At 69.9% G+C, this 22,209-nt stretch carries 18 protein-coding genes and 2 pseudogenes; 3 read left to right on the forward strand and 17 right to left on the reverse strand.

From position 1 onward, the window contains the following. Positions 1–176 precede the first annotated feature (176 nt). The 11 genes and pseudogenes from CWT12_RS08010 to rpsB all read right to left on the reverse strand — a co-directional run bounded on the left by CWT12_RS08010 (position 177) and on the right by rpsB (position 11,550). A pseudogene (locus CWT12_RS08010) lies at positions 177–1,156 on the reverse strand (GNAT family N-acetyltransferase). 42 nt (positions 1,157–1,198) lie between these two features. Then, complete coding sequence (ispG, locus tag CWT12_RS08015) at positions 1,199–2,380, reverse strand: flavodoxin-dependent (E)-4-hydroxy-3-methylbut-2-enyl-diphosphate synthase (RefSeq protein ID WP_161924390.1); 1,182 nt, start codon at positions 2,378–2,380, stop codon at positions 1,199–1,201. A 101-nt stretch (positions 2,381–2,481) separates the two neighbouring features. After that, entirely contained in the window at positions 2,482–3,798 is a 1,317-nt protein-coding gene (locus CWT12_RS08020; RefSeq protein ID WP_161924391.1) for a M50 family metallopeptidase, read from the reverse strand. A gap of 25 nt (positions 3,799–3,823) precedes the next feature. Continuing rightward, positions 3,824–5,125: a 1-deoxy-D-xylulose-5-phosphate reductoisomerase gene (dxr, locus tag CWT12_RS08025; protein ID WP_161924392.1), complete on the reverse strand. Its 1,302-nt coding sequence runs from the start codon at positions 5,123–5,125 to the stop codon at positions 3,824–3,826. A 7-nt stretch (positions 5,126–5,132) separates the two neighbouring features. Beyond that, positions 5,133–5,678, reverse strand: a complete 546-nt coding sequence (locus tag CWT12_RS08030; RefSeq protein WP_161924393.1) for a DivIVA domain-containing protein — start codon at positions 5,676–5,678, stop codon at positions 5,133–5,135. Further along, positions 5,675–6,964: a 23S rRNA (adenine(2503)-C(2))-methyltransferase RlmN gene (rlmN, locus tag CWT12_RS08035; RefSeq protein ID WP_237564095.1), complete on the reverse strand. Its 1,290-nt coding sequence runs from the start codon at positions 6,962–6,964 to the stop codon at positions 5,675–5,677. Before rlmN ends, CWT12_RS08030 begins: the two co-directional genes overlap by 4 nt. Before the next feature lie 180 nt (positions 6,965–7,144). Further along, a pseudogene (locus CWT12_RS08040) lies at positions 7,145–8,081 on the reverse strand (phosphatidate cytidylyltransferase). Positions 8,082–8,112: 31 nt separating this feature from the next. Further along, the gene (gene frr / locus CWT12_RS08045) at positions 8,113–8,670 is read right to left on the reverse strand and encodes a ribosome recycling factor (protein WP_161924394.1); all 558 of its coding nucleotides are present in this window, start codon (positions 8,668–8,670) and stop codon (positions 8,113–8,115) included. A gap of 131 nt (positions 8,671–8,801) precedes the next feature. Then, complete coding sequence (pyrH, locus tag CWT12_RS08050; protein WP_161924395.1) at positions 8,802–9,554, reverse strand: UMP kinase; 753 nt, start codon at positions 9,552–9,554, stop codon at positions 8,802–8,804. A 218-nt stretch (positions 9,555–9,772) separates the two neighbouring features. Beyond that, positions 9,773–10,612 carry a translation elongation factor Ts gene (gene tsf, locus CWT12_RS08055; RefSeq protein ID WP_161924396.1) on the reverse strand — a complete coding sequence of 280 codons (840 nt, stop codon included), beginning with the start codon at positions 10,610–10,612 and terminating at the stop codon, positions 9,773–9,775. Between the two features lie 50 nt (positions 10,613–10,662). Next, positions 10,663–11,550, reverse strand: coding sequence for a 30S ribosomal protein S2 (gene rpsB / locus CWT12_RS08060; RefSeq protein WP_161924397.1), 888 nt, complete (start codon positions 11,548–11,550; stop codon positions 10,663–10,665). 529 nt (positions 11,551–12,079) lie between these two features. Here rpsB and CWT12_RS13980 point away from each other — a divergent pair. Beyond that, the gene (locus CWT12_RS13980; protein ID WP_237564096.1) at positions 12,080–12,883 is read left to right on the forward strand and encodes a M23 family metallopeptidase; all 804 of its coding nucleotides are present in this window, start codon (positions 12,080–12,082) and stop codon (positions 12,881–12,883) included. A gap of 75 nt (positions 12,884–12,958) precedes the next feature. On the opposite strand, the gene CWT12_RS08070 is transcribed toward CWT12_RS13980, so the two are convergent. Then, entirely contained in the window at positions 12,959–13,942 is a 984-nt protein-coding gene (locus CWT12_RS08070; RefSeq protein WP_161925381.1) for a tyrosine recombinase XerC, read from the reverse strand. Between the two features lie 416 nt (positions 13,943–14,358). Between CWT12_RS08070 and CWT12_RS08075 the strand changes: the two genes are divergently transcribed. Then, a complete protein-coding gene (locus tag CWT12_RS08075) occupies positions 14,359–15,279 on the forward strand; it encodes an ABC transporter ATP-binding protein (protein WP_161924398.1) in 921 nt (306 codons plus the stop codon). Beyond that, positions 15,276–16,103, forward strand: a complete 828-nt coding sequence (locus CWT12_RS08080) for an ABC transporter permease subunit (RefSeq protein WP_202616173.1) — start codon at positions 15,276–15,278, stop codon at positions 16,101–16,103. The genes CWT12_RS08075 and CWT12_RS08080 overlap by 4 nt, the downstream gene beginning before the upstream one ends. A 1,030-nt stretch (positions 16,104–17,133) precedes the next feature. Here the strand turns inward: CWT12_RS08080 and CWT12_RS08085 are convergent. From CWT12_RS08085 to CWT12_RS08105, 5 genes are all read right to left on the reverse strand, one after another. Then, the gene (locus tag CWT12_RS08085; RefSeq protein WP_161924332.1) at positions 17,134–18,024 is read right to left on the reverse strand and encodes an IS3 family transposase; all 891 of its coding nucleotides are present in this window, start codon (positions 18,022–18,024) and stop codon (positions 17,134–17,136) included. After that, a complete protein-coding gene (locus CWT12_RS08090; protein WP_161924331.1) occupies positions 18,021–18,347 on the reverse strand; it encodes a transposase in 327 nt (108 codons plus the stop codon). Before CWT12_RS08090 ends, CWT12_RS08085 begins: the two co-directional genes overlap by 4 nt. Positions 18,348–18,709: 362 nt before the next feature. Continuing rightward, on the reverse strand, positions 18,710–20,077 hold the full coding sequence (locus CWT12_RS08095; RefSeq protein WP_161924399.1) for a DNA-processing protein DprA: 1,368 nt from the start codon (positions 20,075–20,077) through the stop codon (positions 18,710–18,712). Next, positions 20,074–21,651 (reverse strand): YifB family Mg chelatase-like AAA ATPase, encoded by a 1,578-nt coding sequence (locus tag CWT12_RS08100; protein ID WP_161924400.1) that lies wholly within the window; start codon positions 21,649–21,651, stop codon positions 20,074–20,076. Before CWT12_RS08100 ends, CWT12_RS08095 begins: the two co-directional genes overlap by 4 nt. Continuing rightward, a complete protein-coding gene (locus CWT12_RS08105) occupies positions 21,651–22,181 on the reverse strand; it encodes a YraN family protein (RefSeq protein ID WP_237564097.1) in 531 nt (176 codons plus the stop codon). Before CWT12_RS08105 ends, CWT12_RS08100 begins: the two co-directional genes overlap by 1 nt. Between the last annotated feature and the right edge of the window lie 28 nt (positions 22,182–22,209).

The raw sequence follows: 22,209 nt of genomic DNA on the forward strand, positions 1-22,209 counted from the left end.
TTCATCGGCATCATTGTTGGAACCTGAACGCTCTTGAGCATTGCTCGGTCACTAAGTGAAATGGCGCGCATGCTGCTGCATCAGGACGAGTCAAATAGATCGAGGCGCCAGCAGACTCGTTACCAGCGATGAGCCGCGGCTCCCGCGCAGAGACACACGCACGCGCTTGTTAGCGCTCACAGTAGCACAGTGGCGTAGGTGCCTACGCGGCTGAAGCCCAGGCTGCGGTACAGGCCCAGACCCGCTGCGTTGAAGGAGTTCACATACAGGCTCACATACCCATCGGCGCCCACGTGGTCGCGCCGCACCGCATCCACCACGGCCGCGAGCGCCACCGAGCCGATGCCGCGCCCGCGCACATCCGGGCGGGTCCATACGCCGGTCAGCTGCGCCACCGAGCCGCCCGGACGCAGCCACAAGGAGCCCACGTCAACCTTGAAAGCCACAGCCACTCCCCAGAGGCGGCCGCACCCGGAGCGGACGGACCGCCGGCGCCGTCGTCGAGCAGCACATAGCTGCGACCGGAGGCGACCAGCCAGTTCACGTGCCGGGCGTAGGAGGAGCCGGAGGTGGTCGGGTCGTAGCCGAGCTCGCCAGTAAACATGTCCACGCTGGCCGGCAGCACCAGTGCCTCCTCCTCAGGGGTCGCGAGGTGCACGCCCGCAGCCGCCCAGGCCAGTCCGGGACGCCGTGACAGCGCCGCGCCGGCCAGCGTGCCGCCGTCGCTCTGCGGCGCCACCAGCAGGGGCTGCTCCCAGCGCTCCTCACGCGAGTGCATGCCGACCGCGGCCAAGTGCTCCCAGACGGCCTCCACATCCTGCGCCGGTCCCGCGACTGAGCCGTGGCTGGTCAACCGCTTGTAGGTGTGCTCCGCAAGCGCGTGGGCGACGTAGTCACCTGCACCGGGGTGTCCCAGTGCTGGTCGGGGCGCCAGGCCAAAGGGCATCAGTGAACCAGTAGCCCACGCGCCTGCCGCCGGGCGCCACCGGTCGTCTGCGACTACATCCCCCCGGGCCCATGCCGGCCAGCGCAGTACCTGATGCGCCAGGGAAACACCCGCGACGGGATCGATGGCGCACAGTTGCAGCAGCCCGCTCAACTGGCTCGGGTCAAGCGCGGTGAGCGGAGGCGGCAGGCGGCGGCCAAGTAGGTTCACGGGCAAGAAGCGTTCATCCAGCGGACGTGGTGCCTACCGCCCTCAGGCGGAGGCGACCACGCTCGGGGAAGTGCCGGCCAGGGCCTCCTCCCCGAACTCCGAGCGCATCTGCTCGGCCATGTCCTGGGCGTACTCCAGCAGCGTCTCAACCACCTGGTCCTCGGGAACAGTCTTGACCACCTTGCCGCGCACGAAGATCTGGCCCTTGCCGTTGCCCGAAGCACAGCCGAGGTCGGCCTCACGGGCCTCCCCGGGGCCATTGACCACGCATCCCATGACGGCCACGCGCAACGGAGCCGTCAGGTCCTTCAGGCCGTCCTCCACGGACTCGGCCAGCGACCACACGTCCACCTGGGCGCGCCCACACGACGGACAGGAGACGATCTCCAGCTTGCGCTCGCGCAGCCCCATGAACTCCAGCAGCTTGGTGCCGACCTTGACCTCCTCCACCGGCGGAGCGGACAGGGAGACGCGGATAGTGTCGCCGATGCCCTGCGCGAGCAGGGTCCCGAAGGCGGCGCAGGACTTGATGGTGCCCTGGAACGCGGGGCCGGCCTCGGTCACACCCAGGTGCAGTGGCCAGTCCCCCCGCTCGCTGAGCAGCTGGTAGGCCTGCACCATGGTGACCACGTCGTGGTGCTTAACGGAGATCTTGAAGTCGTGGAAGCCGCACTCCTCGAACAGGCTCGCCTCCCACACGGCGGACTCCACCAGCGCCTCGGGGGTGGCCTTGCCGTACTTCTTCAGCAGGCGCGGGTCCAGGGAGCCGGCGTTCACACCGATGCGCAGGGAGGTGCCGTGGTCAGAGGCGGCCTTGCAGATCTCGGCGACCTTGTCATCGAACTTGCGAATGTTGCCGGGGTTTACGCGCACGGCCCCACAGCCGGCCTCGATCGCGGCAAACACGTACTTGGGGTTGAAGTGGATATCGGCAATCACGGGGATGCGCGACTGCTTGGCGATCACCGGCAGGGCGGCGGCATCCTTGTCCGTGGGGCAGGCCACTCGCACGATGTCACAGCCGGCCGCGGTCAGTTCCGCGATCTGCTGCAAGGTGGCGCCGATGTCGTGGGTTTTGGTGGTGGTCATCGACTGCACCGAGATCGGGGCATCACCTCCGACATCGATATCACCGACACGGATCTTGCGAGTGGGCTTGCGCGGGGCCAGGACCGCGGGCTCCTCACGCACGGTCGGCATACCAAGGGAGATCGCTTCTGTCACGGCCCCAGTATGGCACCGGTGGCGCCTGGACGCCGTGCCGGTCGGATCACAGCGGTGCGCGCCCCGGGGTCGTCCGCTCCCCGCGGAAACTGCGCCGCCACCTAGATGGGCGCAACGATGTCCACCCAAATCAGGACCACCGCCATGACGATCAGCAGGTAGAAGACCACCTGCCCCACCGGCAGCATCCTGGCGGTATCGGCATAGCCGGGATCGGGGTTGCCGCGGGCACGGGCCCACAGCCGGCGAAGGCCCTCCCAGCAGGCGCCGGCGACGTGCCCGCCGTCCAGCGGCAGCAGCGGTACGAGGTTGAAGGCGAACAGGGCCAGGTTCAGCGATCCGAGCAGGCTCAGCATGTAGAACAGGCGCATCGAGAAGGGCAGGCCCGCGTCCGTACCGGTGCCTGCGCTGGATACCTCCCCGGCGATGCGCCCCACCCCGACCAGGCTGACCAGTCCCTCGGCGTTGCGTTCCTCCAGGCCAAGTCCGGCGGCGACGGCGTGGTACAGGCCCGCCGGCAGGGTGGCAATCGCCTTCAGCGTCAGGCCGACGGCGGATCCCACCACCTGCGGGATCTCGCCCGGCGGCGTGCGCACCGTTCCCAATGCGGGGCCGATGCCCACGTAGGGGCGCAGCTGCTTGACAACCTCGCCCTCGGCATCGGTGGCGGGGACGCCGTCGGCGTTATAGACGGTGCGGGGCACCTCTACGGCGGTGACGGTCAGGGTCAGCTCCTCCCCGTCCCGCTTCACGACGACGACGGCGGGCTCGGTTCCGGCAGCACCAATGGCGGTCTGCACATCCGCCCAGGTGGAGGTGGTCTCGCCGTCCCAGGAGACGATCGTGTCTCCGGCCCGGAGCCCCGCTGCGGCTGCCGGGGAGGCGGGGTCGGCGTCGGTGCATGCGGCGCCGGCGTCGATGTCTGAGGATACGCACTCGGCCACCGAGGTAAGGGTGGAGGTGAGGGCGGGCTGGCCGATCACTCCCAGGGCGAGTGTCAGGCAGATGATGCCCAGGGCGAGGTTGGTGAGGATGCCGCCGGCCATGACCAGCAGCTTGCGGGGCGTGCTCAGGCGGTAGAAGGCGCGATCCTGCTCGTCGGGGCCGAGCTCGGCCAGGGATTCCGCACGGGCCTCGGCAACCATGGAGCCCGGCTTGTCCGGGTGGCCGGGCCGGGCGGGAGGCAGCATGCCCAGCAGCCGCACGTAGCCACCCAGCCAGATGGCCTTGATGCCGTACTCGGTCTCGCCGCGTCGGGTAGACCACAGCCTCGGGCCGAAGCCGATGAAGTACTCGGGCACCTTCACGCCGAAGTGCTTGGCGGGCAGCATGTGGCCCAGCTCGTGCAGGGCGACGGACAGGCCGATGCCGATGATGAGTATGACGATGCCCAGGATGTAGGCGAGGGTGTGGCTCAAGGGGTCTCCTGGTCGGCGGGTACGGTCAGCGGGTGCGGGCGGCGATCAGCTCGTCGGCGCGGGCGCGCGCCCAGGCGTCGGCGGCCAGCACGTCATCGAGTCCGGGCTCGGGCTGCCCGCAGTGGGCCTCCAGCACGGCGGCGTCGATGGCGACGATGTCCAGCCAGCGCAGGCGCCCGTCGAGGAAGGCGGCGACGGCCTGTTCGTTGGCGGCGTTCAGCACGGCGGGGTGAGTGGCGGAGGCGGCCACGGCCGCACGGGCGAGATCCACGGCCAGGAAGGTTTCGGCGTCCAGCGGCTCGAAGGCCCAGGCGGTGGGCTCAGACCACGCTTGGGGGGTCACCAGGCCGGCCAGGTCGGGGCGGTGGGGCCAGGTCAGCCCCAGGGCGATGGGCAGCCGCATGTCCGGCGGGGAGGCTTGGGCGATGGTGGCGCCGTCAATGAACTCCACCATGGAGTGGACCACGGACTGGGGGTGCACCACCACGGTGATGTCTGCGGGGTGGACGTCGAACAGCAGGTGCGCTTCGATCAGTTCCAGGCCCTTGTTGACCAGGGTGGAGGAGTTGACGGTAACCACCGGGCCCATCGCCCACGTGGGGTGGGCCAGTGCCTGGGCGGCAGTGACGTCCGCGAGTTCGGCGCGGCGGCGGCCGCGGAAGGGCCCGCCGGAGGCGGTCAGGATAAGGCGCCGCACCTCACTGCGGCCGGTGAGGATGGGGCTGGTCAAGCCCTTCTCGTGCACGCCGGAGCGCAGTGCCTGCGCGATGGCCGAGTGCTCGGAGTCGACGGGCACGACCTGCCCGGGGCGGCGCAGGGCCCGTTTTACCAGGGCGCCGCCCACCACCAGGGACTCCTTGTTGGCCAGGGCCAGGGTGGCGCCGGAGCGCAGGGCGGCCAGGGTGGGGGCTAGGCCCACCGAGCCGGTGATGCCGTTGAGGACCACGTCCCCCTCCCCCACGCCTGCGGCGGCGATCAGGTCGGTGGCGGCATCGGGGCCGGTCAGGATCTCGGTGACGGGGTCGGGGCGGCCCGCGCGGGCGGCGGCGTCGGCCAGGGCGGCGCGCAGGCGGGGTATGACGTCGGTGCCGGCGGCGGAGACGGCTAGGCGGGGCACGGCGTGCGTGACGGCCTGCGCGGCAAGCAGATCCAGGCGGCCGCCGCCCGCAGCCAGGCCGACCACGCGGGGCGTCGGCACCCGGCCGGGCTCGCCCGGGGCCCCGGGGTGGGCTCCCAGGTGGGCGATCACGTCCAGCGCCTGGGTGCCGATGGAGCCGGTGGAACCGAGTACGACTACGGCGCCGGAGCCCGCAGCTGTGACAGTCACGCGCCCCTCACTCCACCGACAACAGGACCTCGACGGCCCGGGCGAGGAAACGGTCCACACTGGCCTCGTCGTAGGCCTTGTCCCCACGCGCTGCGGGGAACACGGCGGCACGCACCTGAGTGGAGGTCAGGGTGCCGTCGGAGTCGAAGTAGGCGGCGATGCGGTCCATGAGCGCGTCCACGGCCTGCTTGTCATACCCCTGCCTGGTGGCCGACGCGAAGCGCTCACCGGCCGGGCGCAACAGCCGCGGGTACAGGGTGGTGGCCAGCTGCGCCACCTGGTCCATCCAGGCCTTGCGGCCGTTGGCGGCCACGTACTCGGCACGGCGGCGCTGCAGGAAGGCGGCCTCGAGGCGGTCCAGGGCAGCGTCGACGGCATCGGGCCGGTAACCGCCGTGGACGATGTCGAAGGCGACCGTGCGCACCCCCTCGGAGTCCATCTCAGCCAGTTCGCCGGCGTCGTAGATCTCGTGGGCGGTCTCGAAGTAGCCGTCCACCTGCTCTACGCGGTAACCCTGCTTAAGCAGGCCGACCTTGGGGAACATGTCGCTCATCGGGTGTGCGCCGCCCTTTCCTGGTTGAGCGCCTCGGTGGCCAGCTGGCCGCAGGCGCCGTCAATATCGCTGCCACGAGTATCCCGCACCGTGGTGGTGATGCCGGCGCGCCGGAGCGTGTCGACGAAGAGGTCCTGGACCTGCGGCTCGGAGCAGGTCCAGATGGAGCCGGGCGTCGGGTTCAGGGGGATGGGGTTCACGTGCGCCCAGCCGCGACCGCGGCGGTTGAGCTCATCGGCAAGCAGCTGGGCCCGCCAGGCGTGGTCGTTCATGTCCTTGATCAGGGCGTACTCGATGGACACGCGCCGTCCGGTGGCCTCGAAGTAGTCGTGGGCGGCGTCCAGTAGCTGCCCGACCTTCCACTTGGAGTTGACAGGAATGAGGGCGTCGCGCAGTTCGTCGTCGGGGGCGTGCAGGGACACGGCCAGGGTGACCGGCAGGCCCTCGCCCGCAAGCTTGCGGATCAGCGGTACCAGGCCCACGGTGGAGACGGTGACACCGCGGGCGGACAGACCGAAGCCCTCCGGGGCGGGGTCGATGATCCGGTGCAGCGCCGCCACCACGTTCTTGTAGTTGACCATGGGTTCACCCATGCCCATGAAGACGATATTGGACAGGCGCGCGGGGCCACCGGTCAGGCCGCCCGCCTGTGACAGCGCCGCGGCGTGGCGGATCTGCTCCACGATCTCGCCGGTGGAAAGGTTCCGGGTCAGGCCCATCTGGCCAGTGGCACAGAAGGGGCAGGCCATGCCGCAGCCGGCCTGGGAGGAGACGCACAGCGTGGTGCGGTCCCGGTAGCGCATAAGCACGGACTCCACGCGCACGCCGTCGTGGAGGGCCCACAGGTGCTTGATCGTACGGCCACCGTCGGCGCGCAGGGCGCGCACCTCGTGGATCAGGTCGGGCAGCAGCTCGCCGCACAGCTGCTCGCGCTGGGCTGCGGGCAGGTCCGTCATGTCAGCGGGTTCGCGCGTGAAGTGCGTGAAGTAGTGGCGCGAGAGCTGGTCGGCGCGAAAGGCGGGCAGGCCGACCTCGCGCAGGGCCTGCTTGCGGCCCGCCAGGTCCAGGTCGGCCAGGTGCCGGGGGGCCTTGCCGCGGGCCGGGGGAACGGCGAAGGACAGGCGGGGGCGGGCGTCAGGGCTGGTGGCGCCCTCGGGCGGCTGGTCGGTGGGCAGCACCTGGACGCGGCCACGGTCCGCAGGGCCGGGCGGGACCGGCGGGCGGGCGGGCGCGCGGCGGCGGTCATGTGCACCTTGGGCATCATGGATGGTGCGCACTGCGACCATGATCCTGTCTGTGCTCCTCTCCGTGATCCTTACTCAACCTTACTGGGCTCTGCTGTGTTTTTACTGTGACCCGCGCCGCGGAACAGGCGGCCGCTGGGGCAGCGTACTCGCGCCCGCTCACCGGTGCCACGGCGCTAGTCACAGTTCAAGACCGTGGTCGGCACCTGGGATGCGGCTACCTCACCCCACGAGCAGGCTGAACACGTAGACCACCGGCGCCGCCACCAGGATGGAGTCGAGCCGATCCATCAGGCCGCCATGCCCAGGCAGAAGGGTGCCCATGTCCTTCAGCCCAAGGTCGCGCTTGAGCAGGGACTCCCCAGGTCGCCCAGGGTGGAGACCACCACGACGGTGGCGCCCAGCGCCGCGCCGGCCGCCGGCGGCCCTCCCAGCGCCCACAGGCAGGCCACACCAGCACCAACCGCGGCAACCAGTGAACCGGCAAAGCCCTCCCATGACTTCTTCGGCGACACGCGGGGCGCCATCGGGTGCTTGCCGAAGTTAATGCCGGCCAGCCAGCCTCCAGTGTCATTCGCGGCCGGCAGGGCAATCAGTGTGAGGACCTTGCCGACCCCGTGCGGCTGGGCCGCCAGCAGTACCGCGAATCCCGCCAAGAAGGGCAGGTACGTGGCGGCGAACACGGAGGCGGAGGCGTTAACGGAGCGGGAGCGGCGTACGGCGTCGTGTGCCTCCGTGCGCAGCACGTCATGTCCGGACTCCTCCAGGACTGTGCCGGACTCCGCCTCGGCCTGGTCCAGGAAGCACCACAGCACACAGGCGCCGGCAGTGGCGATATACGCCCCCAGGGCAACTTCCGCACCCGCATTCCAGGCGCTCACCGCGACCCCGAGCGTGCCGATCCACAAGGGTGCGAGTGGCAAGCGGATCCCCTTGCGCGCGAAGGCCCCTGCCAGTTCCCACAGGGCCCCGCACACCGCCAGGACCACCACGCCCACAAAGGCGGCCTTGTTGAAGACCAGCGACGCCAGGACCGCCCCTACCAGGACGACGGCGACCCGATGGCGGCGGGCAGATTACGCCCGGCCCTGCCGGTGGCGGGCAGGGGGGCGCGGTTGCGCGTAGGCGGCGGGCTGAGCAGGTTGGAAAGCAGACTCACGGTTGGGGTTGGGTCACTGGGGAGGGCGGAATCAGACCTCGAGGAGCTCAGACTCCTTCGCTGCCAGGGCGGCGTCGATCTGCTCCACGTAGCGCTTGGTCAGGCCGTCCAGCTCCCCCTCGGCGCGCTTGACGTCATCCTCGCCGGCCTCGCCGTCGCGCTTGATGGCCTCCAGCTCCTTCTTGGCCTTGGCACGCACACCACGAACCTGCACCCGGGACTCCTCGGCGCGGGAGCGGGCGAGCTTGACGTAGTCGCGGCGGCGCTCCTCCGTCAGCACTGGCAGGGTCACGCGGATAACAGTGCCGTCGTCGGTGGGGTTGACACCCAGGTCGGACTCGCGGATCGCGGTGACGATCTCCTTCATGGCGCCGCGGTCGTACGGGCTGACGATCACTGAGCGGGCCTCGGGGATAGTGATGGAGGCGAGCTGCTGCAGGGGTGTGGGAGCCCCGTAGTAGTCGACCATGATCCCGTTGAACATGGACGGGTTGGCGCGGCCGGTGCGGATGGCGGCGAGCTCGTGCTTGCCGGCCTCCAGGGCCTTGTCCATCTTGTCCTCGGCATCAAGCATGACATCGTCGATCATGGTGGGTTCCTTCGGTAATTCGCAGAAGTTGTTTGCAGATCTTGTTCGCAGAAGTTGTTTGCGGAGGCTGTTGCGGCGCCTTGCTGCGAGGCGCTCGAGCGCGTCGGCAACGGTGCCGACGCCCCAGCGGCTCAGTCGAGAGTGACGAGGGTGCCGATATCCTCCCCCATCAGGGCGCGGGTGATGTTTCCCGACTCGCCCATGCCGAACACGCGCATCGTCAGCGCATTATCACGGCTGAGCGCAAAGGCCGAGGCGTCGGCCACTTGCAGCCCGTCGGCCAGGGCGCGACCGTAGGTGAGCCGGTCTAGCTTGACGGCGTTGGGATCGCGGCGCGGATCGGCGGTGTACACGCCGTCGACCCCGTTCTTACCAACCAGCAGCTCGTCGCAGTGGGTCTCCAGTGCGCGCTGGGCGGCGACGGTGTCAGTTGAGAAGTAGGGCATGCCCGCTCCGGCTCCGAACACCACAGCACGGCCCTTCTCCATGTGGCGGATGGCGCGCAGCGGGATGTAAGGCTCGGCCACCTGGGTCATGGTGATCGCTGACTGCACGCGCGCCGGCACTCCGGCCTTCTCGATGAAGTCCTGCAGCGCCAGGGCGTTCATCACCGTCCCGAGCATGCCCATGTAGTCGGCACGGGCGCGGTCCATGCCACGGGCGGACAGTTCCGCGCCGCGGAAGAAGTTCCCGCCGCCGACGACGATTGCCACCTGCACGCCCTGCTTGATGGCGGTGGCGATCTGCCCGGCGGCGTCGGCGACGACATCGGCGTCCAGGCCCACCGATCCTCCGCCGAACACCTCGCCGGAGAGCTTGAGCAGCACCCGACGGGGGTGCGTGCCGTGAGCGATGCGATCGTCGCGTTCTGGGGACTCACTCATGCGTATTGCCTCCTGGCGGGGTGCGGACGGTTCGGCGGCTCGCGCGTCAGCGCTCGGCACAGCCTACCGTGCCGTAGCCGTCCTCCGTCGGCGATGAGCGGACCGGGTCGCACGTCAGCCTCGGAGAACAGCGGTGGGGCCCGTGAGCGCAGTGCTCACGGGCCCCACCGCACGCACCCCGCAGCGTGCGGGAGTGCCGGGGATTGTCGCCTTAAGACTCAGGCGCCGACGCGGAAGCGGACGAAGCCGGTCAGCTTGCCGCCGGTAGCCGCGATGACCTTGCCGACCGTGGTCTTGGGGTCCTTGGCGTAGGCCTGGTCCACCAGGCAGTTCTCCTTGTAGAAGCCGTTCATGCGGCCCTCGACGATCTTCGGGATGGCCTTCTCCGGCTTGCCCTCGGCGCGAGTGGTCTCCTCGGCGATGGCACGCTCCTTGTCCACGACCTCGGCCGGGACGGAGTCGCGGTCCAGGTACAGCGGGGAGTAGGCGGCCACGTGCATGGCGACGTCGTGGGCGACCTCGCCGGCCGCGGCGTCGGTACCGACCAGCACACCCACCTGCGCGGGCAGGTCGGGGTTGGTGCGGTGCAGGTACAGCTCGACGTGGTCGGCGGCCAGGCGGCCGACGCGGCGCACGACGATCTTCTCGCCGATGACGGCCTGCATGGAGTCGGTGAGCTCCTTGACAGTGGTGCCGTCGACGGCGACCTCGGCCAGCGCCTCGGCGGTCTCGGCGCCGGAGTCTATGGCGGCGGAGAGGACCTTCTCGGCGAAGTCGAGGAACTTCTCGTTCTTGGCCACGAAGTCGGTCTCGGCGTTGATCTCCACCAGGACGCCCACCTGGGCCCCGTCGGCGTCGACCACCTTGGCGGCGATCAGGCCGGCGGAGGCGGAACGACCCTCGCGCTTGGCGATGCCCTTCAGGCCCTTGACGCGAATGATCTCGATGGCCTTCTCGGCGTCACCGTTCGCCTCGTCGAGCGCCTTCTTGACGTCGAGCATGCCGGCGCCGGTCTTCTCGCGCAGCGCCTTGATGTCAGCGGTGGTGTAGTTGGGCATGGATATCTCCTGAAATTGCTGAGATTGGAGTGAACGGGCGGCTACTGGAATCAGGCCTGCTCGGCGGGAGCAGGCTCGCTATCCGAGGGAGCCGCCGGGGCTTCACTCACGGTGGCCGCGGCAGGCTCCTCGCTCGCGGCGGCGTCGGCGTTCTCGGCGCCGGCCAGCAGCTGCGCCTCCCACTCGGGCAGCGGCTCCGCCTCGGCGGCGGGAACCTCGGCCTCCTCACCGGTGCGGGCGCGGCCGGCGGACCGGGAGACCAGCCCCTCCGCGACGGCATCGGCCATGATGCGGGTCAGCAGGGTGACGGAGCGGATGGCGTCGTCATTGCCGGGGACGGCGTAGGTGACCTCGTCGGGGTCGCAGTTGGTGTCAAGCACGGCTACCACGGGGATGCCCAGCTTCTGCGCCTCGGAGATGGCCAGGTGCTCCTTCTTGGTGTCCACCACCCAGATGGCGGCCGGCGGCTTGGCCATGTCGCGGATGCCGCCGAGGGTCTTGACGAGCTTGTCCTTCTCGCGGCGCATCATGAGCAGTTCCTTCTTGGTGCGGCCGGAGCCGGCCACGTCGTCGAAGTCGATCTGCTCGAGTTCCTTCATACGGTCCAGGCGCCCGCGCACGGTGGCGAAGTTGGTGAGCATGCCGCCCAGCCAGCGCTGGTTGACGTAGGGCATGCCGACACGCTGCGCCTGCTCGGCCACGGCGGCCTGCGCCTGGGTCTTGGTGCCGACGAACAGGATGTTGCCGCCGCGGGCGACAGTCTCCTTGATGAAGTCGTAGGCGGTGTTGATGCCGTCAACCGACTGCTGCAGGTCGATGATGTAGATGCCGTTGCGCTCCGTGAGGATGAACCGCTTCATCTTGGGGTTCCAACGGCGAGTCTGGTGGCCGAAGTGGACACCGTTCTCAAGCAGCTGGCGCATGGTCACAATCGCCATGAGGGTCCTTTCAGGCGCGCCCGGCGGGCGCGCAGGTCTGGGGACGCCCGCGGCTCGGCCGGGTCGCCCGTTTATGGTTGGTTGCTCCCCGTTGACCGGAGGCCCCGTGGGCGGGGCGCGGCTGCCCGGAGCCCGGGCATGGGGCCTGGTGCCCGCGGCGCCCGGCCACCTGCAGTGCTTGCGCAGTGCGGGACCTCGGCCATGGCGCCCGAAAGGACGTTCCCGCCCCACCGATGGCGGAGCGGGCGCGGACACGCGAAGTCAGCCTCGCACCGGCCCGGCAGAATGCTCCGAGCCCGCGCAGGGCTGCGGGCGCGAGGTTATCACAGCACCACTGCAGCGCCAGCGGGTATCTGACCCCCGCCGCTCCCAAGCCCCCGGCCGACCTAGTGCAGCCATGGCCGACTCGTCGGCGGGGGCAGCGCACCGGTGTCCACAGGCCCGGTTGGAAGCAGGCAACCAGGCCAGTTATTCACAGGCGGACGGTCGCGCAGATGCGCTCCGCCGCGCACCGACGCACCCTGAGGTCATGAGCAACTTCACAGCAACCGCCCCCGGCGCCAACGACTCCACTCCACGCGTCCCCACCGCAGCCGCCGACCCGGAAGGCAGCAGCGAGCGCGCTACCACCCGGCCCGATGGCGCCACTGTGGACGCCCGCTCCCGCCGTGAGACGGGGCTTCCGCGCCCGGGCGGGTGGCGCCGGTCGGCCCGGAGCCTGGCCGTGGCCGTCGCCACAACGGCCGTTGGCACCGCCCTGGCCCTGGCGCCGACGCCAGCCGCACCCGCGGCAGCAGCCGGGGCCGCACCACGGCCAGTGGTCATGGCCTGGCGGGGCGGCGACCCGAAGCCGCCGCAGGCCTTTGCGGCCGGGACCGCGGCGGAACCCGCGGGGCCGCTGCTCGGGGTCGTGGCCACAAGGGTGCGCTACGCCTGGCCGACGGGCATGGCGACGACGGTGCTGGCCGACTTCGATCCGCCGGCAGTGGTATGGGGCTCCGGGCACCGGGGCGTGGACCTGGCGCTGGCGGCGGGATCGCAGGTGCTGGCGGCCGCGGACGGGACGGTCGCCTTCGCGGGGATGGTGGCCGGACGGCCGGTGGTGTCCATCGACCACGCCGACGGCATCCGCACCACCTATGAGCCGGTGGACCCCTGCGTCAAGGCCGGCGAGGCCGTAGCGCGCGGCCAAGTGATCGGCACGCTGCAGCCCGGTCACCGCGCCGACGGCGCCGATGCCCTGCACTGGGGTGCCCGCACCGGCCCGAAGACCTACGTCAACCCGCTGCGCCTGCTTCAGCCCGCGGTGATACGCCTGAAGCCGCTGAGCTGATTGCAGCCCGACCCGCCGCCCCTCCCGGAACTCTGTCGGCCGGGGTCGGCCTCGCCGGCTCGGTGGGCTCTGCCGTCAGGCCCGCGGGAAGGCCTGGGCGTAGGCGGCGCGCAGGCGCTCGGCGGATACGTGCGTGTAGCGCTGGGTGGTGGCCAGCGAGGAGTGCCCCAGCAGTTCCTGCACGCTGCGCAGGTCCGCTCCCCCGCTGAGCACGTGGGTGGCCGCGGAGTGGCGCAGACCGTGGGGGCCCAGGTCCGGCACGCCGGCGCTGGCGGCCGTGCGGTGGACAATCTCGCGTACGGCCCGCGGCCCGATGCGGCGACCGCGGGCGCCCAGGAACAGGGCCGCCCCGGCGTCGGCGGCGGCTACGGCAGGCCGCACGTCCGCCCAGTCCTCCAGGGCCGCGGCGGCGGGCCCGCCGTAGGGCACCGTGCGCTCCTTGTCGCCCTTGCCCAAGACCCGCATGGTGCGACGCGCGGCGTCCACGTCCCCCAGGTTCAGGGCGCACAGTTCGGAAACACGCACGCCGGTGGCGTACAGCACCTCCAGAATCGCCCGGTCGCGCAGTGCCAGCGCCCTGGCCATGCCGGCATCGGCGTCGTCGCCGGCTGTGTCCCCGGCTGCGGCGACGGCGTCGGCCGCCGCATCCAGCAGGGCGGCGGCCTGCGCGGGGGTGAGCACGGCGGGCAGGCGAGCGTCGGCGCGGGGCGAGCGCAGGCGGGCGGCGACGTCGGCCTGCAGCAGTCCGCTGCGGTAGGCCCAGTTGGAGAAGGTGCGGCAGGCGGCGGCGCGGCGGGCCAGGGTGGCGCGGGCCGCGCCGTCGGCGGACATGGTGGCCAGCCAGGCGCGCAGGTCCGGCAGGTCCAGGGTGCCGAGGGCGGGTCCCACGGGTTCGTCGTCTTCCTCGCCGACGCCCAGGAAGGTCAGCAGCTCCGCCAGGTCACCGAGGTAGGCGCGCACCGTGTGCACCGACAGGCCACGCTGCAGGTCCAGGTAGCGGGCGAATGCGTCCAGCAGCTCGGCTCGGGTGGCGCACCCACTCGCGGCCTCCGACCTCATCTGCCGCCCCACCGCCCCGGGCGCAGAGGATGCCTGACCAGCCTGGGAATCCGCGCGCACGTCACCAGTCTAGTGACTCTTCTGGTTTGAGGATGTGGGTGGGACGCGGCTCGGTCCGCGAGAGCGGTGCCGCGACCGGCATTGTCACTATTGGGGGCAAATGGCCTTGGAACACCGGCCCTCGATTTCTGAGTCGTTGGAATCATGCGGCTTCAAGATTGGCGACTGGACCGGCGGCAGGCGTTTGTCCCGGATTCGGACATTTTTCTCCCCTGACAAGCCGGGGAACACGTGAACAGGCCCGGTGTCCGGCTCACGGACCGGCCTTGCCCCTGCCATATTGCCTCCGTAGCGTACTTGTACGTGCACCCCCGCCGGGTGCCGAATGGGCACACGCCATCGGCTCGGGAGGACTCATGTCGGCAGTTGTTGCTACCCATGCGCTACACAAGCGGTTCGGGGACGTGCACGCGGTGCGGGGGATCGATCTACAGGTGGAGCGCGGCTGCGTGTACGGATTGATCGGTCCCAATGGGGCGGGGAAGACCACGGTGCTGCGCATGCTGCTCGGCATCATGCGCCCCACCAGTGGCACTATCTCGGTGCTCGGTGCCTCGCCCGCCACCGACCGCCCACAGTTGCGCCGCCGGATCGGCTTCCTGCCGGGCGAGCTCAACCTCGGCGAGCGCACCAGCGGCGCCGCACTACTGCGCCACCTGGCCGAGCTCAGTGGTCCGGTCGCCCCAGGTCGGATCGAGGGCCTGGCCGAACGCCTCGACCTTGACCTGAGTCGTCCGGTGCGGTCACTTTCTAAGGGAAACCGGCAGAAGCTCGGGCTGATCCAGGCGTTCATGCACTCCCCCGAGCTGTTAATCCTCGATGAGCCGACCGGCGGCCTGGACCCGCTCATGCAGCGCGAGTTCCTGGGCCTGGTGCGCGAGGCGCGCGACGCCGGGCGAACCGTGCTGCTCAGCTCTCATATCCTCAGCGAGATCCAGCATGCCGCGGATGCGGCCGCCGTGCTGTCCCGCGGGAGCATTGTGGCCGAGGGCGAGGTCTCCACCCTGCGTCCGGCGGCCGTGTCCCGAGTGCGCGCGGTGCTCAGTGAGGTGACCGCGCAGGAGATTCGCGTCGGCCTGGCAGATCCCGGGATCTTGAGTGATCTGCAGATTGAGCCGGCACCGGGCAATCAGTTGCGCATTCAGGGAACGTTCCGCGGACCGGCGGACGAGCTCGTCAAGGGCCTGTCACGATTCACGGTTCAGGAGCTCACGATCGAAGAACCCGATCTGGAGGAGTCGATCCTCAACCTGTACGCCCAAGAGGACCCCGCATGATCCCCTCCCGACCGGCGGCCTCCCGACCCCGCGCCACCGCGCCGATACTGCGTCGGCACCTCGCCGAGGGCGCCCGCTCGCTGCTCGGCTGGAGCGTTGCACTCGCGGCGGTGCTGGCGCTGTACCTGCCGGTCTACCCGTCGTTGCAGACGCCCGAACTCGCGGACATCCTCGACGCCTTGCCCGCAGAGCTCGTGTCCGTCCTGGGATACGACCAGATCGCCACGGGTGCGGGCTATGCCCAGGCGACCTTCTTCGGTCTGCTCGGATTCGTCCTTGCAGCCATCGCCGCCACCGCCTGGGGCGCGCACCTCATCGCGGGCGCGGAGGAGAGCGGACGCCTGGAGCTCACGCTCGCCCACGCCGTGGGCCGCGTGCAGTACGCGGCCCAGACCGCAGCCGCACTGGTTCTACGGGTGCTCGGGCTCTCCTTCGTCACAGTGGCTGTGCTGCTGGCGCTCAACCCAGTCGCAGAGCTGGGGCTGTCCACCGCCAATGTGCTGGCTGCTACCGCCTCCTGGGCGGGTCTCGCCGTGCTCTGTGGAACTTCCGCGCTGGCGGTCGGCGCGCTGACGGGACGGAGTGCCTGGTCGCTCGGTGCCGGCGCCACGGTGGCTGCGCTCGGCTATGCACTAAACGCAGTCTCCGGCATGTCCACCGGTCTGGACTGGCTTGCGCACCTGTCACCCTATTACTGGGCATTCGGCGACCGCCCTCTGAGCAATGGCTTTGACTGGGGCGGCCTGGCACTACTGTGGGGGCTCAGCGCCCTGCTGGTAGCAGTTGCCTGTATGGCCCTGTCGCGCCGCGACATCGGCCGTTGAGACAGGGGAGCATCCGGTTACCACTGCGCGCCGCGGCGCCTAGGACCAGGGCGGAGCCCACGGGCGGGCGGAGTCGGCGGTGGCCTGCTTGCGCCGCACGGGCAGATCCGGCCCGGCACGAGCACGCGCCGCACGCTCACTCCGAGTACGCTTCCACAGAAACGGCGTAATCACGCGGAAAGCGCACAAGCCGAGAACCAGCCCAACCACCTCCAGCGTGCCGCAACCCCCGCGGCGCACGCTGGAGCTGGCCAACCCCCACCAACCCAAAACCAAGAACACCGAAATACCAAGCAAAACCGGCTGTTCGCGTTTGGGGGTTTGGTGGGTGGATCGGCAGCGGTTCGGCGAGTGGTGTATGGCGTGCGTGTCCCGGCGGCGCGGCGGGTGGGGAGTGTGGTGTGGCGATCGCGCTCGAGGGTCGTTCTCGGGCTGATGGGGACGTTCTCGGGCTGGCGAGGTCGTTTTCGCCGCGCGGAGGTCGTTTTGGGGCCCACGAGGACGTATTCGCCACCGGGGGACGTTCTCGGGTTGGTGAGGTCGTATTCGGCCGGGCGCAGCGGGTCGTTTCGGGGATGACGAGGTCGTTTTCGGGCGTGTGAGGTCGTAGTCGACCACCCGACGCCGACCGAATACGACCTCATTCGCCCCACACCCTCCACATCGTGGAGGGTTTCGGGCCCACGAGGACGTTTTCGCCACACGGAGGACGTTCTCGGGCCGACGAGGTCATACTCGACCGGGCGCAGCGGGTCGTTTCGGGGCTAATGAGGACGTTCTCGGGCTGGTGAGGACGTTTTCGCCGCGTGGGGGACGTTCTCGGGCTGGCGAGGTCGTACTCGACCGGGCGCAGCGGGTCGTTTCGGGGATGACGAGGTCGTTCTCGGGCGTGTGAGGTCGTACTCGACTAACCCGCGCTGGCCGAATACGACCTCATTCGCCCCACACCCTCCACATCGTGGAGGGTTTCGGGCGCACGAGGACGTTTGGAATGCTGGGTGTTTTTGGACACGGTGTTGTTGTGTGTTTGTCAGGCTGCTTTCGGGGTGGCGGCCTGCTGTAGCTCGCGTTCGAACTGGTTGGGTGTGCGGTACCCGATCCCCGAGTGCAAACGTCTTTGATTATAGGTCAATTCAATCCACGCCGCCACATCCCTTATCGCCTTATCCCGCGTGGGGTAGACCATACGATACACGCGCTCATTCTTCAATGTCGCGTTGAACGACTCCGCCCACGCGTTGTCCCAACACACCCCCGTACGCCCCACCGACGGCCGAATCCCATAAGAGGCCAGGTGGTCGGCGAAGGCCTGGGAGGTGTACTGCGACCCGCGGTCAGAATGGAAGATCGTCACCCCACGGGTCGGCTTGCAGTTGCGGGCCGCCATATCAATCGCCTCACAGACCAGTTCGGTGCGCATATGATCCGCCAACGCATACCCCACCACCTTCTTTGTGCAACAGTCCAATACCGTCGCCAGGTACACGAACCCCGCCCAAGTAGGAATGTAGGTGATATCCCCACACCACTTGACCCCCGGAGCGGGCGCGGTGAAGTCACGGCACACCAGATCAGGCCGCTCATCCAGGTCCTCCGCTGGAACCGTAGTACGGACCTTCCGGCGCGGCCGCGCGGCCCTCAAGCCCAGCTCCCGCATGATCGACCTGACCGTGCCGGGGTCGGCCGGCACCCCCTGCCAGTCCAGGGTGGCAACCACCCGACGGTACCCGTAGGTACCACCGGACTCGGCGAAGATCTTCTCAACAAGCACACCGAGCTCCTTTCTGCGGATCGCGGTGGCCGATTCGGGCCTGCTCAGCCAGTTGTAGTAACCGGACTTGGAGACCTTCGCCCACTGGCACATCCAGGCGACCGGGTAGTTGCCTTCCTCGCTGTGGATGAACTCGTAGATGCGAGTCACTCTTGCTCCTTCGCGAAGAAGGCCGCCGCTTTTTTTAGGAACTCATTCTCCATCCGAAGCTTATAGTTCTCCGCCTTCAGCCGGGCCAACTCCTCCGCATCCGTGGCTTCCTTCTGCTCCCGGGCGCCGGCGTGCTGCTTTCTGTATTTAGCGACCCAGTTGCCCACGGTCTGCGCCACCAAACCATAAGAGGCCGCGACCGACGCGATCGACCGCTCCTTATCCACCACCTCGCGAGCAACCTGCTCACGAAACTCCTCGGAGTACTTCGCCTTAGTCACATCCACCATCCTAACTATCAGATCACGGGGAACGACAGCCATCCCCCAAGTCCGAAAACAACCCTCCAGTCCAGTTTTCGCCGCGCTGGGGACGTTTTCGGGTTGGCGAGGACGTTTTCGCCGCGCGGGGGTCGTTCTCGGGCTGACGAGGACGACCTCCTACACCCGAACACAACCACCTGATGGGCCGGTTCTCGTCAAACAGGGCCCCGAGCACAACCAACACCGACAGCCCCAGCTCAAACCCCCACACCCACAAACACGAAAAGCCGCACAGGCCCTCCGCTTAATCCAGGTTGCGTGGTTCTGTCCCGCTGCGGCGCCGGGCGCTGAGGCATATCGGAGCAAGGCCTGGGGCAGGCGCGCGCAATCGGCTCGACGCCCGATGCAAACGGGCACCGCACTCACCGGCGCCCGCGGGCGCGGCGCCAGGCGGCACCACGGCGCTCCACCCGGCCTTCGAGCTCCAGCAGTCCCAGGGCGGCGATGGTCTCGTGCTCGCTCAGCCCCGCCGCACGCGCGACCGATTCCACGCTGGCATCGGCGCGGGCCGGCAGCGCATCCATGACTACAGCCGCAGGCCCATCCAGGCCATCGAGCAGCCCGGATCCCGCATTGGCCGGGTCCTCGGCCTTGCAGCCGTCGGGGTCGGTGGTCCCCAGGGGTGCGACCAGCTCCAGTGCCTCGTCAGCATCGGTGACACAGACGGCCCCCTGGCGCAGCAGCCGATGGCAGCCCACCGAGGCCATCGAGGTCACCGGTCCCGGCACGGCCCCCACCGGTCTGCCTACCTCCATGGCGTGGTGGGCGGTGGACAGGGCTCCGGAACGCCAGGCGGCCTCCACGATGACCGTGGCGTCGCTCATGGCGGCAATCAACCGGTTGCGAGTCAGGAAGCGGTGGCGGCCGGGCTGGCAGCCGGGCGGTACCTCCGCCACCAGGGCCCCATTGGCTATGACCTCCTCCAGCACGTCGGCGTTGCCGGCCGGGTAGAGACGATCCACTCCCCCGGCGGACACGGACACGGTGGCGCCGGTACGCAGGGCACCACGGTGGGCGGCGGCGTCAATGCCGAAGGCGCCCCCGGAGACGACCACGACTCCCCCTGCCGCCAGGCCACTGGCCATATCGGTGGTCACGCGCTCGCCGTAGTCGGTGGAGGCGCGCGCCCCGACCAGGGCGAGTGCGCGCCCCGTGCCCGGCCCGGCGGGCACCAGGTCCTCACGCATTCGTGGTGTGTCAAGAGCAACGTCGCCAACCTGCTCGGTACTACAGCGGGAAACGAGCAGGGCGGGATCGCCGCGGACCCACAGGCAGTGGGGTGGGCGCTCCAGGTCGTTCAGCCCCGTCGGCCACCACGGGTCGCCGGGCAGAATCAGGCTACCGCCCAAGCGTTCCAGCACGTCCAACTCGCGGCGGATGTCCAGGCCCCGCAGGCGCGGCGCCCAGCGGCCGGCGGCCACGGCCCAGTCGGCGCTGGCACGGCCGGCATCCCCACGGGGCGGCAGCGGCGGACGCGGTGCGGGCCGGGGTCGGCCGTCGGCATCCAGCGCCTCCTGAGTGAGCCAGGCCAGCGCCCCGGTCGCGCCGAGGCCGCCAACCAGGGCGCAGGCGTGGGCGTCAGCGGGCTCGGCCAGCCGCGACCAGGTCGCCCGGGCTAAGGTCTCGGCCTGCCCGGCGGCGGTACCGGGCAGCGGGCGAGTGCCTGTGCCGGGGTCCGCTGCGGACTCCACCGTGGGCGCCGAGTCGGATACGGGTACGGGCTCGCTCATGGACGTGCTCCTCTCGTGCGCAGTGCCAGGGCGGCACCGATGTCTGTGGGGGTGGGGGCGGGACGGGAACCGAGGTCGGCCAGGGTCCAGGCCAGCCGCAGCACGCGGTCCACGCCCCGCAGGGACAGGTCACCGCGGTCCAGGGCGGTCATAAGCGGGGCGAGCAGGGAGGGGTCGGTTCCGGATGCGGGCGACCGCAGCCAGCCGCCGGGCACCTCCCCCATCAGGCGCCACGGCGTGTCCGCCAGCCGCCGAGCAGCCCGTGCCCGAGCCTCGGCGACGCGACCGGCAACCACGGCACTGGACTCACCAGTTCCCGTGGCGGCAAGCTCATCGGCGGTAACCGCCGCAACCTCCACTTGAATGTCCACCCGGTCCAGCAGAGGGCCGGACAGGCGGGAGAAGTAGCGGCGCCGTTGCAAGGAGGTGCAGGTGCACTCCAGGCCGCGGCCGGTGGCGCGCCCGCAGGGACAGGGATTGGCGGCCAACACCAGCTGGAAGGCCGCCGGGTAGGTGGCGCGTCCCCCAACCCGGTCGATCGTGACATAGCCAGACTCCAGGGGCTGACGCAGGCAGTCGAGCACACCGGCAGGAAACTCGGGGGCCTCATCCAGGAACAGCACGCCACGGTGTGCCAACGAGACGTCTCCCGGGCGGGGGACCCCGGAGCCTCCACCGACCACCGCCGCCCGGGTGGCGGTGTGATGGGGCGCCCGCAGCGGCGGGCGGGCGAGCAGCCCGGCGTCGGCGTTGAAGGTACCGGCCAGCGAGTGGATCGAGGTGACGGTGACAGCGTCCTCAGGGTCAAGGGGCGGGAGGATGGAGGGCAGGCGCTCGGCAAGCATGGTCTTGCCTGCCCCGGGCGGGCCTACCAGCAGGAGGTGGTGCCCGCCGGCAGCCGCCACCTCCAAGGCACGGCGCGCCTGCGTCTGACCGACGACATCGGCCAGATCCGGTTCCCGCATCGGCACGGGTGCATCTGGCGGCCGGTGGGCCTGCGCAGCTGCCTGCCGATGGGCGCGGCGCATGAGCTCCCGGGACCTTCCGTGCAGCTTCCCGCCGTAGCGTTCCAGCAGCTCGCCGATATGGCTGACGGCGGTGACATCCACGCCCGGCACCAGGGCCGCCTCCCTGCCTGCGCCGGCGGCGACCACCACCTCGGTCACCCCGGCGTCGGCGGCGGCGCGAACAGCCGGCAGGATGCCACGCACCGGATGAACGGATCCGTCCAGTCCGAGTTCCCCGATGTATACGGTGCGAGCCATGTGGTTCACGGCGCGCTCGGGCAATTGACCGCGCGCGCCCAGTACCGCCAGGGCCAGAGCCAGGTCGAATCCGGTACCGGACTTGGGTAGGTCGGCCGGGGAGAGATTCACCGTGAGACGGTGCTCACCCCAGGTAACACCGCACGTGGACAAGGCTGCGCGGACACGTTCACGCGATTCGCGCACGGCTGTATCAGGCAATCCAACAAGCGTGAACCCGGGCAGGCCATGGGCGGAATGAGCCTCAACCTCCACCAGGTGCCCCGCCAGTCCGGTCAGGGTGACTGCGAGGGCGCGTGCCAGTCCCATCAGTCCCCCACCCCACGATGGTGCCGCAGCAGGGCCGGACGGCCAGCGCGCAACTCGACGGAGACCACATCCAGGCGCAGGGCCGAATGCGGTACGGAGTGTGCGGCAGCGCAGGCAACGGCAAGCGAGCGCAGGCGAAGCAGCTTCAGCGGGCCGACGGCGGCCGCGGGCGGACCGGCCACGGCAGAGGTACGGGTCTTGACCTCCACGATCACGAGTACACCGGGTCCCGTCGGCCGTGGCTCCAGGGCGACGACGTCGATCTCGCCGCGCAGACCCGGGCCGGGCCTCCAGTTGCGATCCAGGATGCGCCAGCCCAAGTCAGTGAGGTAGCGGGCCGCGATGGCCTCTCCACGCTGGCCGATCAGACGGCGGGAGTCAGTCCCGGGCGACCCTTCGGAGCCTGGATCGTCCGGCGGGGCAACCGCCGCGGATGGCAGTGCGGCGGCCGGGGACGGCGGGGCGGTCGGCATCACGGGTCCGCCAAAGTATTCGGCTTGGGACTGTGCGGCGTTCGGTGCGGTTGACATGGCTTAACCTCCGACACCAGCGTGCCCG

It is taken from the genome of Actinomyces sp. 432 (genome assembly GCF_009930875.1).
Taxonomy (GTDB): Bacteria; Actinomycetota; Actinomycetes; order Actinomycetales; family Actinomycetaceae; genus Actinomyces.

What these genes read in the sequence shown, in the direction of transcription:
- CWT12_RS08030 (WP_161924393.1), bottom strand. Translation starts at nt 5,678, where the DNA reads ATGAGCGACATGTTCCCCAAGGTCGGCCTGCTTAAGCAGGGTTACCGC.
- rlmN (WP_237564095.1), bottom strand. Translation starts at nt 6,964, where the DNA reads ATGGTCGCAGTGCGCACCATCCATGATGCCCAAGGTGCACATGACCGC.
- frr (WP_161924394.1), bottom strand. Translation starts at nt 8,670, where the DNA reads ATGATCGACGATGTCATGCTTGATGCCGAGGACAAGATGGACAAGGCC.
- pyrH (WP_161924395.1), bottom strand. Translation starts at nt 9,554, where the DNA reads ATGAGTGAGTCCCCAGAACGCGACGATCGCATCGCTCACGGCACGCAC.
- tsf (WP_161924396.1), bottom strand. Translation starts at nt 10,612, where the DNA reads ATGCCCAACTACACCACCGCTGACATCAAGGCGCTGCGCGAGAAGACC.
- rpsB (WP_161924397.1), bottom strand. Translation starts at nt 11,550, where the DNA reads ATGGCGATTGTGACCATGCGCCAGCTGCTTGAGAACGGTGTCCACTTC.
- CWT12_RS13980 (WP_237564096.1), top strand. Translation starts at nt 12,080, where the DNA reads ATGAGCAACTTCACAGCAACCGCCCCCGGCGCCAACGACTCCACTCCA.
- CWT12_RS08070 (WP_161925381.1), bottom strand. Translation starts at nt 13,942, where the DNA reads ATGAGGTCGGAGGCCGCGAGTGGGTGCGCCACCCGAGCCGAGCTGCTG.
- CWT12_RS08075 (WP_161924398.1), top strand. Translation starts at nt 14,359, where the DNA reads ATGTCGGCAGTTGTTGCTACCCATGCGCTACACAAGCGGTTCGGGGAC.
- CWT12_RS08080 (WP_202616173.1), top strand. Translation starts at nt 15,276, where the DNA reads ATGATCCCCTCCCGACCGGCGGCCTCCCGACCCCGCGCCACCGCGCCG.
- CWT12_RS08090 (WP_161924331.1), bottom strand. Translation starts at nt 18,347, where the DNA reads ATGGCTGTCGTTCCCCGTGATCTGATAGTTAGGATGGTGGATGTGACT.
- CWT12_RS08095 (WP_161924399.1), bottom strand. Translation starts at nt 20,077, where the DNA reads ATGAGCGAGCCCGTACCCGTATCCGACTCGGCGCCCACGGTGGAGTCC.
- CWT12_RS08100 (WP_161924400.1), bottom strand. Translation starts at nt 21,651, where the DNA reads ATGGGACTGGCACGCGCCCTCGCAGTCACCCTGACCGGACTGGCGGGG.
- CWT12_RS08105 (WP_237564097.1), bottom strand. Translation starts at nt 22,181, where the DNA reads ATGTCAACCGCACCGAACGCCGCACAGTCCCAAGCCGAATACTTTGGC.